Raw genomic sequence first — 14,701 nt, 5'->3', positions numbered from 1 at the left:
TCAGGAAGCGCTGGCCCGTCAGCGTGCCGCCGATGAAGAAGCCGCGCGCCAGCGCGCCGAAGCCGAGCGGATCGAACGCGAGCAGGCGGCGGCGCGTGCGGCCGAGCAGCAGCGCCTGCGCGAAGAGCAGGAAACAGCCGAACGTCGCGCAGCCGAAGAAGAGCGCGCCCGTCAGGAAGCGCTGGCCCGTCAGCGTGCCGCCGATGAAGAAGCCGCGCGCCAGCGCGCCGAAGCCGAGCGGATCGAACTCGAGCGCGCGGCGCGGCGACAGGCGGAGCAGGAGGCTCATGCTGCGCTCGACGGCGCCTCGCAGCCGGCGTTCTCGCCGTCGACCACGGACGTGCCACCGTCGGTGCTGGCCGATCTGAGCGCGCCCCGGCGATCGCAATCGGCAGCGGAGCAGCGTGGCTCGGCGGTCGACGCGGCGCTTCGGCAGGCGCGCGACATGCTGCAGACCGGCTACCAGCGCGCGCGCGCCTTGCCGCGCGGGCCCTTGCTGGGCGGGGCGGCCGCTGGCGTCATCGCATTGTCGGTGGTGGGGGTGGCGGTCTGGAACGGCACGGGTCATCGCCGCCTGCAGCAACAGGTCGACGCGGCACTGGCCCAGCCGGACAGCGCGGCACCGGCGGCCACGGTCGAACTGCTGTTGCAGCTGGATGCCTCCGATCGCGAGGCGCTGCTGGTGCCGGGCGGTCCGGCGGAGCGCTACTTCCTTGCGCGTTCGGAAGCGGCCGCCGCTGCCGATGTTTTCAGCGACGAGCGGGTAGCGGCGCTGGCGATGCTGCGAAAGGCCAACCTGGACATCTTCACCCGCCCCAATCGGGCGCTGGCGGAACGGATCGACAGCCTGTCCGAGCCGCTCTACCAGTTGCTGGACACGGCTGACCGTTCGGCGCTCTTCAGCCTGTCGGCCGACGAGCCGTCGACGCTGCGCGTGCTGCGCCAGCTGGCGGTAGCCGGTGATGACAAGCGGCTCGAGCGGCGCTTCCGCGCCGACGTGCTGCGCAAGTTCGATACGGCGGTCGGCAGCGCCAAGAAGAAGGACCTGCCGGCCCTCGAACGCGTGCTGGGCGACATCGAAGTGGTCTACGGCGCCGATCCGACGCGTCGGGCCGCATTGCAGGCGCGCAATGACGAGGCTGGCGAGCCGGAAGTGGCGGTCAGTCCGAACGTCTCGGCGGATGACGACAAGCTGCTGGCGGCATCGGAACGGCTGGTCGATGCGGCACTGGCCGGCAACAAGCTCGATGACGCTCGCAGCGAAATCCTCAAGCTGCGCAAGGCCAACAAGCTGGGCTCGGAGCGCGCCAAGCTGCTGGCCGACAAGGTGGCAAGCAAGTATCTGGAGCAGGCGCGCGGCGAGATAGACGCGGTGTCGGTGCTGAAGGACACGCCGGCGGCGATCGAGCTGAAAGCGGCCTTGCTGGCCAACATCCGCCAGCTGTCGCGGCGGGTGGATCTCGGCGCGGTACAGAACACCCAGCGCATCAAGGCGGAGCTGATCCAGGCGCGCGAGTTGTCCGACACCGTAGTCGCGGGCAGCACGCTGACCGGCGAGCAGGCCGTGCAGGCCGGCATCACGCTCGATCTGGCACTGACCCAGCTCGGCGTGGCAGCCGCCGACGAGCGCGCCGCGCTGAAGACCCGCTTCGGGGCGGCGCTGGAAAAATTGCGGCGTACGAGCGCCGGACAAGCCGCACCGGTGGCGGCCGGTGCCGCGCCGGCTCCTGCCGCAGTGCCGGCGCCGGCACCAGCATCGCCCGCCTTGTCCGGAAACGACCCCTGCACGGCACAGAAATCCTGCACCGATACGGTGGCCGGCCAGAGCCTGCGCGCCTACCGGCTGGGCGCCAGTGCGCCGTTCGACACGCTGTTCATCCAGGAACAGGAAGTGTCGGTGGAGCTGTACAGCATCGTCATGGGGGTGGGGATGAGCGCCGCCCCGCGCCTGCCGGTGACCGGCGTCAGCGCGGACGACGCCCGACGGTTCGCGGAAAAGCTGTCGGCACTGACCGGCCATACGTTCCGCCTGCCGACCGCCGACGAGTGGCAGACGGCGGCACGCGAGATTCGCCCGAATGTGCTGGCGACCGCGAACTGCGCTGGACTGTCACCGGATGGCTCGCGCAATCCGGCAGCGCGGCTGAACAATGTCGACAAGCAGATTGGTCAGGCCAAGGGCGCGGTCAACATCATCGGCAACGCGGCCGAGATCGTCACCGATAAGGGCCGCCACCTGGTGGCCGGCGCTAGTTTCCAGGACGCTGGTGCCGATTGCTCGCCGAATACGCTGAAACCTTACGCGGGGGCCGATCCGGCAGTCGGCTTCCGGTTGCTGCGGGTCGTCAAGTAGGGCGCCGCGAGCCTTGCCTACTTGATGACTTCGAGCAGCTCGACGTCGCAGATCACCACTTCATGCGGTCCGATGGCGCCGCTGCCGGCTTCGCCGTAGGCGAGGCGGCTCGGCACGAACAGCCGCATCCGGCCGCCTTCGCGCATCAGCAGCAGGCCTTCCTGCAGGCCCTTGATCAGACTGTTGATCGGCGTTTCCAGCGGCGCGCCGGTGCGCCGGGAATCCTGGATCACGTCACCGCTCTTCAGTGACATCGTCAGGTTCAGGCGCACGGTATTGCGCCGCAGCGGCAGCCGGCCGTTGCCGGTGGTGATCGACTGGTACTGAAGGCCGCTAGGCAGGCTGCTGACGTCGCTGCGCTGGCCGTTGGTCATCATGAACTGCTCGGCCTCGCTGCGTGCCAGATAGACATCCTTGATCGGCTGCGCGGCACGTGACTTGCCGATGCCGGCCGACGAACTGCTGGCGACCGCATCCATCGGCGGCGACTTCAGCGTTTCGCGAAATACCTGCAGATCCGGCATCGCCCGGTAACGGCCGGATTCCAGCAGTTCATGCGCCTGCTGGCGGCCCAGCTGGAAGCTGTAGGCGACCAGGTGGTCGGACACCATTTCGGAACTGGCCGGCACGCCGGCGCTGACCAGGTTCGGCACCAGCTTGCTGGACAGCAGCAGATCAGCTTCCGAGCGCGGCGGCAGGATGTTGGTGTCGAAGCCCGCCTGCAGGCCCTGGATCAGCATCTCGATGTCGACGTAGTCGTTGAGCCCCGCCTGCACGAGCTTGCGCAGGATGCTGACGGCGGCTTCGACGGCGGCGGCCCGCGGACTGCCGGCCGGTGCAGCGGCTCCGGCATCGTAGGGACGCGGTGCGGCTTCGACGACGGCAACCGGGGCGGCAGCCGCCGGCAGCACGTTGGGCGCTGCGCTCGGAGCGGGGGCAGCCAGTGCTGCACCGGCCGGCGGCGCCGGTGGCGGCACGGCCGGGATGGCGGCCGGCGAGGGCAGTGCGCCGATCGCGGTGGCTGGCGGGGCTGCTGCCGCCGCCAGCACCAGCGGTGCGGCGCTCGCGGCCGGCGCGGCAGCGACGGTGGCCGAAGGCGCGCCTGCGACCGTCGACTGAACGGCCAGCGAAGTTCCGGTCGCCGCGCTGTAGCGGTTGCGGGCTTCGCTGGCCAGCAGGGCTGGATCGCGCAAGGCCGGGCTGCCAATGGCGGCGGCCACGGCGATGCCGAAGCTGCTTTCCACGCGGCTGGTCAGCGTCGGCTGGCGCTTGACGCTGCGCGACACCACCGTGGCGGCGGGTGCGATGCGCGGGCTTTCGTCGATGCAGGTCCAGGCGGTGGCGCTGGCGGGGTCGCGCTGCGGCTGCAAGGCCCAGCAGTCGTCAAGGAACAGCACGATCTCGCGGCTGCCGGCGACCGGCAGCAGCTGCTCCAGCGGCACGCCGTAACGGCTCAGATCGCGTTCGTCGAGCGACGGCAGATCAACCGGCAGCAGCAGCGACTGGGTGCCGACATTGGCGCCGTGGCCGGAGAAGTAGACGATGACGCGGCCGGCTGACTCGGCAGCGGCGCGGAACTCGCCAGCCAGCGACTTCAGCGTAGAGGCGTCGATGTTCTCGGCGAAATAGACCGTGGCGCCGGATTCCCGCAGCGCGGCGGCGACGATCTCGGCGTCCGGAATCGCTGAAGGCAGCTTCGACAGCGCCGGGTAATCCGCTTCCGCCGCCACGAAGGCGACCGTGCCGCCCGCCAGCGCCGGCAGCGCCTGTGCGGCCACGGCGATGACGGCAACAGCCAGGCTGCGGCGAACGCTGGTCAACGGGAAAACGGAGATTCTGTCGTGCCTCATGTCATGCACAGCGTAGCCTTGTCGCGGTCAATCGAAACATCCGTTGCAGTGCGGCGGCGGAACCCCGGCAATCACTGCCCGGTCGGGAACGGGATGCGCCAGATGCCTTCGCGGAAGCCGCGATCAGACACGAAATAGACCCATTCCTGCTCCGGGTCGAGCGCCGGATTGCGTTCTTCCGAACCGTTCGAGGTCAGCTGCTTCGGAATGCCGCCGGACTTCGGGATCAGCCAGATGTCGTAGTTCGGCAGGCCTTGCTCGTCCTTGCCGTCGGCGGCGACGAACACGATGCTGCCGCCATCCGGCGTCCAAACCGGGCTGTGCTTGGTCATCACCTGTCCCGGCGCTGCCGGGTTCGAGGGATTCTTGGAGGTCGTCAGCTGCACGGGATTCTGGCCGGACACCGGCATCGTCCACAGCTGGCCGTCGGTGCCGATGTAGGTGATTTCGGCACCATCCGGCGAGATCGATGGCTCGCTGCCTTCGCGCAGCTGCGTCGGGTAGGCCGCCGAACCGCCCTGCAGCCAGATCTGCGGCGTCGATTCGCCGACCATGCCGGGATAGATCGGCCGGAACTCGTAGGCCATGGTGCCGTCACGGGCCAGCGACGGATTCGAGCTCAGGCCCTCGCTGCCCTGACGGACCACCGACACGCCGCCCGGACGATCCGAGGAGATGCGGAACAGGTCGACGCCCTTCGGCCGCATGCGGTTGGCGGCGAAGGTGACGGTGCCCCCCGGGCCGACGGCCGGCTGCACGTCGGTCCAGCTGCCGTTGGTGATGGTGGTGATGCCGCCGCCCTGGACCGCTTTCATCATGCGGATGTTGGCTTGCACCTTGCGGCCGTCGTCGGCAAGGCCGAGCGTGACGCCGCCCTGCTTGGCCAGTTCCTCGGCGCGGCGCTTGGCCTCGGCGTTCTGCTTGCCATGCTTCTTCTCGTCGCCGTCCTCGCTGTTGATCGTTTCGACGACCGAAAACAACAGCGATTCGCCGTTGGCGGTCAGCGCCAGCCCGCCGATCGACTGGTTCGGCTGCACGCGCGCCATCAGCGTTGCCGACGAGCTTTCCGAGCCGACCGTTTCGATCCACGAACGCACCGTTCTCGGCGCGATCCGGATGCCGTCATTGCTGACCCGGGCGTCGTAGCGCTGCAGCAGTTGCATGCGCGGCGGCTCGGACGTGGTCGCACAGCCGGCGAGGCTCAGGAGGGCAGCGAGGCAGGCGGCTGCTGGAATCGTTCTGTTCATTCATCAACTCGCAAGGCACAAGGTGGACAGCGTAGGTCCGCTCGGTGACAGCCATTCGACCAAGGCGTGAAACCGATCACACCAGGATCGCCATCTGTTTGATTTTGCGCTCAAACACGCGGTCGAAAGTCTAGCAGAGCCATCCCTGTCGTCCGCCAAGATTACTTTGATCTGTGAGCTGGTTCATGTTTTGACGCCAGCCCGCGCCGGCTTCCGACGATCACCGCCGGCTGCCGCTCAGCCGGCGACGATTTCCCCCGATCCCAGGCATTCCTCACCGTCGTACAGCACCAGGTATTGGCCCGCTACGGCGGCCCGCTGCGCCTGCTCGAAGCGGAACGACACCCGCGTCCCGTCGAGTGCGGCGATGGCGCAGGGCTGCAGCGCCTGGCGATGGCGGATGCGGGCGGTGAGGCGCTCGGGCAGGGCTTCGGGGCGGCGTACCCAGTGGAACGGCTCGGTGGTGATCTGCGTGGTCATCAGCCGGGGATGTTCGGCGTCCTGCGCCACGACGAGCACATTGCGTGCCGGGTCCTTGGCCACGACGTACCACGGTGCTTCGCGGGCGCCGCGCTGACCGCCGATCGACAGCCCCTTCCGCTGGCCGAGCGTGTGGAACGACAGCCCCTGGTGCTGGCCGAGCACGGTGCCGCTGTCGTCCTCGATCGCACCGGGCTGCGGCTGCAGGTACTGGCCGAGGAAGTCGCGGAACTCGCGCTCGCCGATGAAGCAGATGCCGGTGGAATCCTTGCGGCCGTGGTTCGGCAGGCCGGCGTCGCGGGCGATGGCGCGGACTTCCGGCTTGGTCAGCCCGCCGAGCGGAAACAGCACGCGTTCGAAATGCTCGCGCGCCACGGCGGCGAGGAAGTAGGTCTGATCCTTGTTGTCATCCGCGGCCCGCAGCAGGCGCGGTCCGGCGGGGCCGTGATCGATGCGCGCGTAGTGGCCGGTCGCCACCCAGTCGGCGCCGAGTCGCAGCGCGTGCTCGCGGAACGGCTGGAACTTCACTTCCCGGTTGCACAGCAGGTCAGGGTTCGGCGTCTTGCCGGCGGCATAGCCGGCCAGGAACAGATCGAACACGCGACGCCGGTATTCGGCCGAGAAATCGACCCGATGCAGCGGGATGTCCAGCTCGGCCGCGACGGCGCGGGCAGACTGGAAATCCTCGGCAGAGCTGCAGTAGCCCGCCTCGTCCTCGGTCCAGTTGACCATGAACAGCGCCGAGACCCGGTAACCCTGCTCCTTCAGCAGGTAGGCAGCCACGGCGGAATCAACGCCGCCGGACAGGCCGACGACCACGTGCGCGCCTTCGACTCGAGAACTTGTCACTCGCGGTGCTTCCGCAGGCTTGCCAGGGATGCCATTATCGTAAAATCGTCTTTACGAGCCATTTGAATTGATCTTTTGGAATAAATACACGCGACGGTCGCGCCGCGTGTCGTGCGCCCCGGCACGCCGTGAGCCGGTGGCTGGCCTGATGCTGAAACCTGCCTGCCGTGCCCAAGCGGTGCCGACTGCGCCGGCTTGTCGGCGACTCGTCGCCTCGATGATCGCCGGCAATTGCCGATGACCTTCGAATGGATCAACGCCGTCGCCGGTTTCGGCGTCGGCGTGCTGGTTGGCCTGACCGGTGTCGGCGGCGGCGCGCTGATGACGCCGATCATGGTGCTGCTGTTCGGCGTCGCACCCGGCGTCGCGGTGGGGACCGATCTCTGGTTCGCCGCGATCACCAAGATGGTCGGCGGCGCCGTTCATGGCAAGACCGGCAGCATCGACTGGCCGGTGCTGCGCCGGATGTTCTACGGCAGCATCCCCGCCTCGCTGCTGACGCTGCTCTGGCTGTGGCTGAGCGGCGTCGGGCGCAACCACAACGCGCTGATCGTGGTCGGACTCGGCAGTGCGCTGATGCTCAGTTCGATCGCAGCGCTGTTCCGCAGCCGCTTTCATCGGTTCGGCGAACGGCTGCGCGCCGGCAGCCCGGAACGCTTCAAGGCGGCGCAGCCGGTGGCGACGGTGGTGTGCGGCGCAATCCTCGGCTTTCTGGTCACGTTCACGTCGATCGGTGCCGGCGCGCTCGGCGCCGTCATGCTGCTGTACCTGTATCCGCGCCGGATGAGCCCGAAATCGCTGGTCGGCACCGATATCGTCCATGCCATTCCGTTGACCGTGCTGGCCGGCACCGGGCACCTGATGATGGGCAACGTCGATGTCGCGCTGCTCGGCTCGCTGCTGGTCGGTTCGGTGCCCGGCATCCTGGTCGGCTCGCTGGGGGCGTCCTATGCGCCGGATCGCGTCATTCGTGGCGCGATCTCGGCGGTACTGCTCGCCGTCGGCGCCAAGATGGTGTTCTTCTGAACCGCGCTCAATCGTGCAGGTGGGCAATCATCGACAGCGGCAGCTGGCGGCCGGCCAGCGCATCGTCGACGGCCCGCTGCACCATCGGGCTGCGGTGACGGCCGGCGGCGGCCCGCAACTCGTCCGGCGTCAGCCAGACGGCGGCTGAAATGCCGTCGTCCAGCGGTCGATCGGCGTGGTGATGAACCGCTTCGGCCAGGAACGCGAAGCGCAGGAAGCCGTAGCCGAGGCCGGGCGGCTCGTATTCGTAGATGCCGAGCAGGGCCGTCGGCCGCACATCCCAGCCGGTTTCCTCGAGCGCTTCGCGGATCGCGCCGTCGACCAGCGTCTCGCCGTCTTCCCAATGGCCGGACGGCTGGTTGAGCACCGTCCGGCCGCCGACCGATTCCTCGACGAACAGGAAACGGCCATCGCGCCGCACCACGCAGGCCACGGTGATGTGATGACGGGCCGCCATCAGAACCGCGACCGCGTCTTGACCCGGAAATAGCCTTCGGTATCCGCCTGGCCGAGCGTGCGGACCAGGTTCTGGATCGCCGGCGTGGCTTCGGGCTTGGCTTTCACCTTCAGGTCGACTTCGTAGCTGCGGTCGGCCATCACCCGGATCTCGCCGCCGACGTCGAGCGGGCCGGCGGTCGGCTCGACCCGGGCGACGATGACGTCAGCCTCGGTGCGGATGCTGATCGTGAAATCGCCCATCGGCTGACCGTCGCGGGTCAGGGTCGAGCGGAGATTGCTCAGCTGCAGGTCACCCGTGACCTGCTTCGGGAAATTGCCGACCAGCCGCAGGCTGTCGAGGCTCAGCGCAACGCTGCCATCGACCGGCAGGAAGACATCGCCGGTGAGGTTCAGCAGGCCTTTCAGCGAGCCGCTGCCGTGCAGTGCATCGACCACCAGGTCGCCGCCGAGCGTGCGCGCCACGCGCCCGTCGAACTGCAAGCCTTCGAGTTCGCCTTCGACGTTGAAGCCGAGGCGGGCGGCCAGCAGCGCCAGCGGACTGAACGACCAGTGCAGTGGCCGGGCGACAGCCTTGCCGTTGACGCTGACCGCCGAGGCCGATCCGGCCAGCACGGTGCCGGACAGCCCGGCCAGGTTCAGCGATGGCAGGCGTGGCGCGAGGCGGGGCCAGACCGATGCCACCGGTGCGCCGGCGACCACGAAGCCGACGAAGCTGAGCACGCCGATCAACACCAGATTGCGGGTTTTCATGGCGCGCGCAGCACTGACAGCCGGGCGTTGACGAGGCCTGCGGTCTCGCGCTTTTCGATGTCGACCACGTCGATGGTCACGCCATAGCGCGACTGCAGTTCCTGCATCCAGCGCAGCAGCACGTCGAACTCGACATCCTCGAACCAGATGCGGGCGGTGTTGTCGCCGTCCGGCTGCAGCCGCGACGGCGGCTTTTTCAGGGTGCCGTTCTTGGCGGCCTGGTCGACCGCCGTCAGCAGCGAGACATCGGCGCCGACGATCGGCGCGCTCTGCGGGGCGGCGACGCGGAGATCGGCCTCGGCCTGAGCGAGCTTGATCGCCACGGCTTGGGCGGCTTCCAGATCGTCGGCCAGCTGCTTGCGCGCCCGCGCCAGCGGTTGCCAGATCGCCGAGTACAGCAGCGCGATCACCAGCAGCACCGCTGCGATGCCGACGAGTACCTGTTCACGCGGCTGCAGCGCTTCATAGCGGGCGCGCAGCGGCGCCAGCCGGGTGCCGAGCGTCGTCGACAGACCGCTGCCGGAAAGACGTTGCCGCAGCGTTGCCATCATGCCGCCACCGGAGTCAGCTTCAGGCGGATCTGCACGCCGTTCTCGTTGGAGTCCGCCGATTCGACATCGAGCTTCGCGCCGCGATGGTTGTTGAACCAGCCGCGCAGCCGTTCGAGCACCTGCAGATCGGTGCCGGACAGGTCGAGGAACAGCGCGCCTTCACGGAACTGGATGTTGCGCAAGGTCAGGCCAGGGTTCTCGGACAGGCCGCTGGCCGCCGACTGCATCAGTTCGAACAGGCCGCCCTGGCTGGCGCCGCTGTGCAGCAGGCGCAGTTGCTGTTCGACCTGGGCGTCGAGATTGATGATCCGCGTCTCGCGTGGGAACAGACGCCGGAAGGTTGCTTCGTTGACCGTCTGCTGGGTGGCGACCTCACGCCGGAGCCGCGCCGAGTCGGCGATGTTGAGGCCCAGGCCAAGCAGCACGGCAACCGCCGCCAGCTGCGCGGCACGCTGCCACGGCTGCCAGTAGCGCTGCAGGTCGTCGCGCTGCGAATAGGCGCCCTGCAACAGGTCGATCGACTGCGCCGGCTTCCAGTAGCGGATCAGCGCTTCCAGCGGATGCTCGAAGCCGGGCAGCAGTTCCAGCGCGCGGTTCAGGCCGGTGTAGTCGGTGGCATCGTTACGCGACACCAGGATGCGCAGCGCTGCCGGCGTGCCGTTTTCGGCCAGTTGCAGCAGCAGCTCGAAATCATCCGGCACGCAGGAAAAGCCGGCGTACGGGCCGTTGCGGACGATCACCTGGCCGCCGTCCGGCAGCACGCTCCACGGACCTTCGTTCTGCCACGGCAGGGCGAGGGTGTCCGGCACCAGTGCGGCGACGCGAACCCGGGCCGCCGTGAACGGCGCCAGCCATTCGTCGACCTGGGCGCGGGCCACCACGGCGATCGGAAAGCTGCCACCCGGCTGGCGGGCGCCGATCGCGAAATGCAGCGTGTCGACGTCCTCGGCGAACTGGTCTTCCAGCACGAACGGCGCGGCCTGCAGCACCTTGGCGGCCTGCCGGGCCGGCACCGTGACGCGGGTCAGCCGGACATCGACCCCGGGCACGAACACCACCACGCGGCGGCCGCTGCCAAGCACAAGCACCTGGTCCAGCGGCAGTTCCTGGACGATCACGCTGGGGCGGGGTGCCGGGCTGTCGGGCGTATCCGAATGGACAAGCGCGTACGCTGTCGGCGCGTCCGGAGCGGTATCGCGCAGGCGGATGTAGAGGGTGTCGCGCAAGGGATTCGGTCAGTCGTTTCGGGATCAGTCAGCGTCGGTGGCGTGGGCGATCACGACCGGATCTGAGCCACCTTCAGGCCGAATGTAAACACTGTACAGGGCGACCCGGCCGCTGCCAATGAACACTTCGGCGGTCAGACCGAAGTAGCGGGAACGGACGTCGATCTGGGTTTCCGGCTTCAGGTTGTTGTCGGCGCCGAGGAAGCTGTTGGCGCCGCCGTTGAGCACTTCCTGCGCGGTCTTGGCCGGCGAGCCGATGCGCGATTCGACGAACTTGGCGAGCACGCTGCGATCCACGGTCTTCGACAGCGCCGCCAGCACCTGCGGCGGTGCGGTATTGACGTTGATGCGGGTGCCGATCGTCGGCAGCGCCGCTACATACGGCTTCAGCGCCGCGTACAGGCCCTTCGTGACGCCGCGCACCTGCAGCAGTTCCGAGACGCTCTGCATCGGCCGGTTGGCGGCGCGGTAAGGCGGATCAAGCCCCTGATACTCGTTGTCTTCCGCACCGTTGAGATCCAGCCGTTCGCTGTCGGCGTCGACCCAGTCGCGGATCGCGGCACCGATGCCGGTGGCCTTGGCGGCGTCCTCGCCACCGATGGCGTCGAGCAGCAGCTGAAACTGCAGCAGGTAGATCTTCAGCTGGTTGGGGTCGGGGGTCGCCAGGTTGTTCAAGTTGAAGCGGCCCTGCAGGTCTTCGACGCGGCCGCGCAGCGAGCCGTTGTCGATCGGCAGGAAATCCACCGGCCGCGCCCAGATATCGCCCAGCGAGTCGATGTCATTGTTCTTGGCGTCCTGCTTGAGGATGCCCTTGGTCCACGACTCGACGCCGAATGCGTACCAGAGCGCGGCTTCCGACTCGACCATGTTCGATGCCCGGCGCACGGCCACGTTGGAGCTTTCGAACATCGTCACGGCGGCGATCGTCGCCAGCGCCACGACGAACATCGCGGTGATCAGCGCCACGCCGCGCTGGCGGAAGGTCTTGCCCCTGCTCATTCGGTTGGCGGTGTTTCAGGCTCGTTGGGCGGCGGGTTGTTGCCGTCGGGATTCGCCGGGTTGCCTGGCTGGCCGGGGGCGGGTGCCGGTGGTGGTGGCGGCTTGCTGAGTTCGGCATAGCGGGCAGCACCCTCCGCGCCGACGCGGAACATCATCCGCAGCTCGCCCCAGTCGCGGGTGGTGAGGGTCAGTTCGACGGCGGTCGGGGTCGGGAAGGTGGCTCCCGGCGTCACCGGCGTGCCGTTGGACGGCGGCCAGGTCTCGGAGCGCTGGCCGCTGCGGTCGAAGAAGCGCCAGTCCAGCGACTGCACGCGATCCAGCACGGTGACTTCCACCGGCTTGGTCTGCGACGCGCGGTCAAGCACGTACCAGCTGCGCCGCACCAGTCGCTTGTCGAGCAGGCGCGCGCCGCGCGAGCGGTCGGCGGTCTCGGATTCCTCCAGCGCGTAACTGACCCGCTCCAGCGTCGAGCGGGGCAGGGCCATCAGGTTCTGCCAGCCGCCGCGGGTGAATTCGACGCGGGTGCTGAAGCTGTCGTAGCCGAAGGCCGGCTGCGGTTCGCCGTTGCCGTCGCGGACCGGGCGCGGCACGGCGTTCTGCAGGTCGTTGCGCAGGCGCAGGTAGGCGCGGTCGTATTCTTCGGTGCGCTGCAGGTTCTGCTCGATCTTGGCGCGCGCGCTCAGCACCGTGTTCAGACCGCCGTAGGCCATCGTCGCGAAGACGCCGAAGATGCCGATCACCACGATCAGTTCGAGCAGGGTGAAGCCGCGCTGGCGACTCATGGCGAGGCCTGCTTGCCGACGTTGGAGATGAAGCCGCTCAGGGTGGCGAATGCGGCGCCGGACTTGTCGCCCTTCTTCTCCACGCGCACATCGACGCGACGCAGGTTCGGATCGGGCGTGGCTTTCACTTCGGTGCGCCAGGTCCACTTGAGGCCGCCCATCTCGACGTCCTCGTTGGCGCGACCCGTCGCCGGCCAGGCCGGCGAGAGCTCCATTTCGGCCATCCGGTTGCGGGCGACGAACAGCGCGATCGACTTGTCGCGCAGGCCGGCGGCGCTGTCGGCATAGCGCGCGGCGTTGCCGATGATGGCGCCGAGCGCGATCGCCAGCACGCCGACGGCGACCAGCATTTCCATCAGCGTGAAGCCGCGCGCCCGGTGCCGCGTCATGGCTCGGTTCCCGGCGTGAGCTGCCGACGCTCGCGGCTGACGCGGCCCAGCAGGTCGCCCTCGATGCGGAAATACGAGGGGTAGTTGGGCGCTTTCAGGTCGAGCGTGAACGGCGTCATCTGGCCGCCGGGCAGCAGCAGGACCTGCGGCTTGAGCTTCTTCGCCTCGTCCTTCTCGTCGTCGGATGCCGCGCCGGCACCGGGCTTGGCGGGCGCGGTCTCGGCCTCGCCGGCCGACGGCAACGGCGGAATCAGCCGCCCTTCCATGCGCAGCTCGGCGAAGAACGGCTGCAGCAGCGCGCGGCTGCGCAGCACGCCGCTCTGCGCGTAGTCGTCCCAGCTCTGGGTGCTGCTCGGTGTCAGGAAGCGGTAGCCGTCCTTGGTGAACACGAGGCCGATCGCGATGCCTTTGAGATCGGCCTCGTCTTCCGCCAGCCGCAGCAGCTGTTCCAGCCGCTTGGCTTCCGCTTCCAGGCGGTCATCGAGCGCGCGGTTGCCGATCGACAGGCTGGCGAAGGTCACGATGATGCCGATGATGACGATCACGGCCAGCAGCTCCAGCAGCGTGAAGCCGCGCTGGCGGAGACGGCCGTCGGCGCTGGCGGGCAGCGCCCGCACAGCGCCCGATGTCACGGGGTGGCGGCCCAGTTGCCGATATCGGCCGCTTCGCCGTCGCCGCCCGGCTTGTTGTCGGCACCGAGGCTGAACACGTCGACTTCGCCCTTCACGCCCGGGCTCAGGTACTGGTACGGGTTCTGCCAGGGGTCCTTCGGCACCGACTTAAGGTAGCCGCCGGGCTTCCAGTTGCGGGCTGGCGGATCACCCTGCGGCGGCGCCACCAGCGCCTCAAGCCCCTGCTGGGTGCTCGGGTAGTTGAAGTTGTCGAGCTTGTACAGGTTCAGCGCCGTCTCGATCGCCGCGATGTCCTGCTTGGCCTTGACCTGCCGGGCCCGCCCAGGCTGGTCGAAGATGTTCGGTGCCACGATCGCCGCGAGGATGCCGATGATCACGACAACGACCATGATCTCGATCAGCGTGAAGCCGCGCGAGTGCTGCGCGTAAGTCCGGTTTTTCATGATGCGCAAGGTGTTGGAGTCCCACGAGAATGCAACAAGAACAATGACAACGATGATACCAGAGGCCTCCGCAGCCACTCCCGCCGTCTGGGCGCCGCCAATGGCGATCGTGGTGCTGTCGGCGCTGCTCGCGCTGGGCGGCGATCCGGTGACCGAATGGCTGCGCTACGACCGCGTGGCCGTCGACGGCGGACAGTGGTGGAGACTGCTGACGGCGAACTTCGTTCACCTGGGCTGGTGGCACTGGTTCCTGAACGCGCTGAGCGTCGCGCTGCTGGTGCTGCTGTGCCCGGAACGGGTGGCGCCGAAGGTCTGGGTGGCGCGGTTGCTGGTGATCGGGATCGGCATGTCGATCTGCCTACATTTGTTCACTCAGGGCCTGTCGTATTACGTCGGTCTGTCGGGTCTGCTCTACGGCCTGTTCGCACTTGGCTTCGGCCGGCAGATCGCCGCTGGCGATCGTTTCGCCATCGCTTGTCTCGCTTTCCTCGGGGCGCGTATCGTGTGGGAGCTGATGATTGGCGCGCCCGCGTCAGAACAGGCCCTGATCGGCGGCGCCGTGGTGGCGGAGTCGCACCTCTACGGCGCCTTTTCGGCGGCCATCTACGGGCTGGCAGCAGGTTCGTTCCGGCGTCCGCCGACGCCTGCCGCCGCGCCATGACAGC

At 68.3% G+C, this 14,701-nt stretch carries 16 protein-coding genes; 3 read left to right on the top strand and 13 right to left on the bottom strand.

The window, feature by feature from the left end; genetic code table 11:
- Nucleotides 1–289: hypothetical protein (locus ACTIGJ_RS12795; protein WP_439640707.1), on the bottom strand; the 289-nt coding region annotated here is incomplete at its 3' end.
- A gap of 51 nt (nucleotides 290–340) precedes the next feature.
- Between ACTIGJ_RS12795 and ACTIGJ_RS12790 the strand changes: the two genes are divergently transcribed.
- The gene (locus tag ACTIGJ_RS12790) at nucleotides 341–2,353 is read left to right on the top strand and encodes a formylglycine-generating enzyme family protein (RefSeq protein ID WP_439640706.1); all 2,013 of its coding nucleotides are present in this window, start codon (nucleotides 341–343) and stop codon (nucleotides 2,351–2,353) included.
- A gap of 17 nt (nucleotides 2,354–2,370) precedes the next feature.
- Here ACTIGJ_RS12790 and ACTIGJ_RS12785 read toward each other — a convergent pair whose 3' ends face one another.
- The 3 genes from ACTIGJ_RS12785 to mnmA all read right to left on the bottom strand — a co-directional run bounded on the left by ACTIGJ_RS12785 (nucleotide 2,371) and on the right by mnmA (nucleotide 6,779).
- A complete protein-coding gene (locus tag ACTIGJ_RS12785; protein WP_439640705.1) occupies nucleotides 2,371–4,173 on the bottom strand; it encodes an FKBP-type peptidyl-prolyl cis-trans isomerase in 1,803 nt (600 codons plus the stop codon).
- Between the two features lie 101 nt (nucleotides 4,174–4,274).
- On the bottom strand, nucleotides 4,275–5,366 hold the full coding sequence (locus ACTIGJ_RS12780; RefSeq protein WP_439640704.1) for a TolB family protein: 1,092 nt from the start codon (nucleotides 5,364–5,366) through the stop codon (nucleotides 4,275–4,277).
- Nucleotides 5,367–5,687: 321 nt separating this feature from the next.
- Nucleotides 5,688–6,779: a tRNA 2-thiouridine(34) synthase MnmA gene (mnmA, locus tag ACTIGJ_RS12775; protein ID WP_439640703.1), complete on the bottom strand. Its 1,092-nt coding sequence runs from the start codon at nucleotides 6,777–6,779 to the stop codon at nucleotides 5,688–5,690.
- A gap of 237 nt (nucleotides 6,780–7,016) precedes the next feature.
- Here mnmA and ACTIGJ_RS12770 point away from each other — a divergent pair, with 237 nt between their 5' ends.
- On the top strand, nucleotides 7,017–7,805 hold the full coding sequence (locus tag ACTIGJ_RS12770; protein WP_439640702.1) for a sulfite exporter TauE/SafE family protein: 789 nt from the start codon (nucleotides 7,017–7,019) through the stop codon (nucleotides 7,803–7,805).
- A 7-nt stretch (nucleotides 7,806–7,812) separates the two neighbouring features.
- Here the strand turns inward: ACTIGJ_RS12770 and ACTIGJ_RS12765 are convergent, their stop codons facing one another.
- Genes ACTIGJ_RS12765 through gspG form a run of 9 tightly spaced genes read right to left on the bottom strand, consistent with a single transcriptional unit; the run spans nucleotide 7,813 to nucleotide 14,036 of the window.
- Complete coding sequence (locus ACTIGJ_RS12765; protein ID WP_439640701.1) at nucleotides 7,813–8,262, bottom strand: NUDIX hydrolase; 450 nt, start codon at nucleotides 8,260–8,262, stop codon at nucleotides 7,813–7,815.
- The gene (locus ACTIGJ_RS12760; RefSeq protein ID WP_439640700.1) at nucleotides 8,262–9,014 is read right to left on the bottom strand and encodes a type II secretion system protein N; all 753 of its coding nucleotides are present in this window, start codon (nucleotides 9,012–9,014) and stop codon (nucleotides 8,262–8,264) included. Before ACTIGJ_RS12760 ends, ACTIGJ_RS12765 begins: the two co-directional genes overlap by 1 nt.
- Nucleotides 9,011–9,565 carry a type II secretion system protein GspM gene (gspM, locus tag ACTIGJ_RS12755; protein WP_439640699.1) on the bottom strand — a complete coding sequence of 185 codons (555 nt, stop codon included), beginning with the start codon at nucleotides 9,563–9,565 and terminating at the stop codon, nucleotides 9,011–9,013. Before gspM ends, ACTIGJ_RS12760 begins: the two co-directional genes overlap by 4 nt.
- Entirely contained in the window at nucleotides 9,562–10,791 is a 1,230-nt protein-coding gene (gspL, locus tag ACTIGJ_RS12750; protein ID WP_439640698.1) for a type II secretion system protein GspL, read from the bottom strand. The genes gspM and gspL overlap by 4 nt, the downstream gene beginning before the upstream one ends.
- Before the next feature lie 24 nt (nucleotides 10,792–10,815).
- The gene (gene gspK / locus ACTIGJ_RS12745) at nucleotides 10,816–11,790 is read right to left on the bottom strand and encodes a type II secretion system minor pseudopilin GspK (protein ID WP_439640697.1); all 975 of its coding nucleotides are present in this window, start codon (nucleotides 11,788–11,790) and stop codon (nucleotides 10,816–10,818) included.
- On the bottom strand, nucleotides 11,787–12,572 hold the full coding sequence (gene gspJ / locus ACTIGJ_RS12740; RefSeq protein WP_439640696.1) for a type II secretion system minor pseudopilin GspJ: 786 nt from the start codon (nucleotides 12,570–12,572) through the stop codon (nucleotides 11,787–11,789). Before gspJ ends, gspK begins: the two co-directional genes overlap by 4 nt.
- Nucleotides 12,569–12,961, bottom strand: coding sequence for a type II secretion system minor pseudopilin GspI (gene gspI / locus ACTIGJ_RS12735; RefSeq protein ID WP_439640695.1), 393 nt, complete (start codon nucleotides 12,959–12,961; stop codon nucleotides 12,569–12,571). The genes gspJ and gspI overlap by 4 nt, the downstream gene beginning before the upstream one ends.
- Nucleotides 12,958–13,593, bottom strand: a complete 636-nt coding sequence (gene gspH, locus ACTIGJ_RS12730; RefSeq protein ID WP_439640694.1) for a type II secretion system minor pseudopilin GspH — start codon at nucleotides 13,591–13,593, stop codon at nucleotides 12,958–12,960. Before gspH ends, gspI begins: the two co-directional genes overlap by 4 nt.
- Nucleotides 13,590–14,036, bottom strand: a complete 447-nt coding sequence (gspG, locus tag ACTIGJ_RS12725) for a type II secretion system major pseudopilin GspG (RefSeq protein ID WP_439640693.1) — start codon at nucleotides 14,034–14,036, stop codon at nucleotides 13,590–13,592. The genes gspH and gspG overlap by 4 nt, the downstream gene beginning before the upstream one ends.
- A 100-nt stretch (nucleotides 14,037–14,136) precedes the next feature.
- On the opposite strand from gspG, the gene rrtA reads away from it, so the two are divergent.
- Entirely contained in the window at nucleotides 14,137–14,697 is a 561-nt protein-coding gene (gene rrtA / locus ACTIGJ_RS12720; RefSeq protein WP_439640692.1) for a rhombosortase, read from the top strand.
- Nucleotides 14,698–14,701 lie beyond the last annotated feature (4 nt).

The sequence above is a fragment of the Nevskia sp. genome, from assembly GCF_051860985.1.
GTDB lineage: Bacteria > Pseudomonadota > Gammaproteobacteria > Nevskiales > Nevskiaceae > Nevskia.
The sequence above is the reverse complement of the archived record's forward strand: the minus strand, read 5'-3'. Positions and strand labels throughout refer to the sequence as shown.

What these genes read in the sequence shown, in the direction of transcription:
- ACTIGJ_RS12780 (WP_439640704.1), bottom strand. Translation starts at nt 5,366, where the DNA reads ATGCAACTGCTGCAGCGCTACGACGCCCGGGTCAGCAATGACGGCATC.
- ACTIGJ_RS12770 (WP_439640702.1), top strand. Translation starts at nt 7,017, where the DNA reads ATGACCTTCGAATGGATCAACGCCGTCGCCGGTTTCGGCGTCGGCGTG.
- ACTIGJ_RS12765 (WP_439640701.1), bottom strand. Translation starts at nt 8,262, where the DNA reads ATGGCGGCCCGTCATCACATCACCGTGGCCTGCGTGGTGCGGCGCGAT.
- ACTIGJ_RS12760 (WP_439640700.1), bottom strand. Translation starts at nt 9,014, where the DNA reads ATGAAAACCCGCAATCTGGTGTTGATCGGCGTGCTCAGCTTCGTCGGC.
- gspM (WP_439640699.1), bottom strand. Translation starts at nt 9,565, where the DNA reads ATGATGGCAACGCTGCGGCAACGTCTTTCCGGCAGCGGTCTGTCGACG.
- gspK (WP_439640697.1), bottom strand. Translation starts at nt 11,790, where the DNA reads ATGAGCAGGGGCAAGACCTTCCGCCAGCGCGGCGTGGCGCTGATCACC.
- gspJ (WP_439640696.1), bottom strand. Translation starts at nt 12,572, where the DNA reads ATGAGTCGCCAGCGCGGCTTCACCCTGCTCGAACTGATCGTGGTGATC.
- gspI (WP_439640695.1), bottom strand. Translation starts at nt 12,961, where the DNA reads ATGACGCGGCACCGGGCGCGCGGCTTCACGCTGATGGAAATGCTGGTC.
- gspG (WP_439640693.1), bottom strand. Translation starts at nt 14,036, where the DNA reads ATGAAAAACCGGACTTACGCGCAGCACTCGCGCGGCTTCACGCTGATC.
- rrtA (WP_439640692.1), top strand. Translation starts at nt 14,137, where the DNA reads ATGGCGATCGTGGTGCTGTCGGCGCTGCTCGCGCTGGGCGGCGATCCG.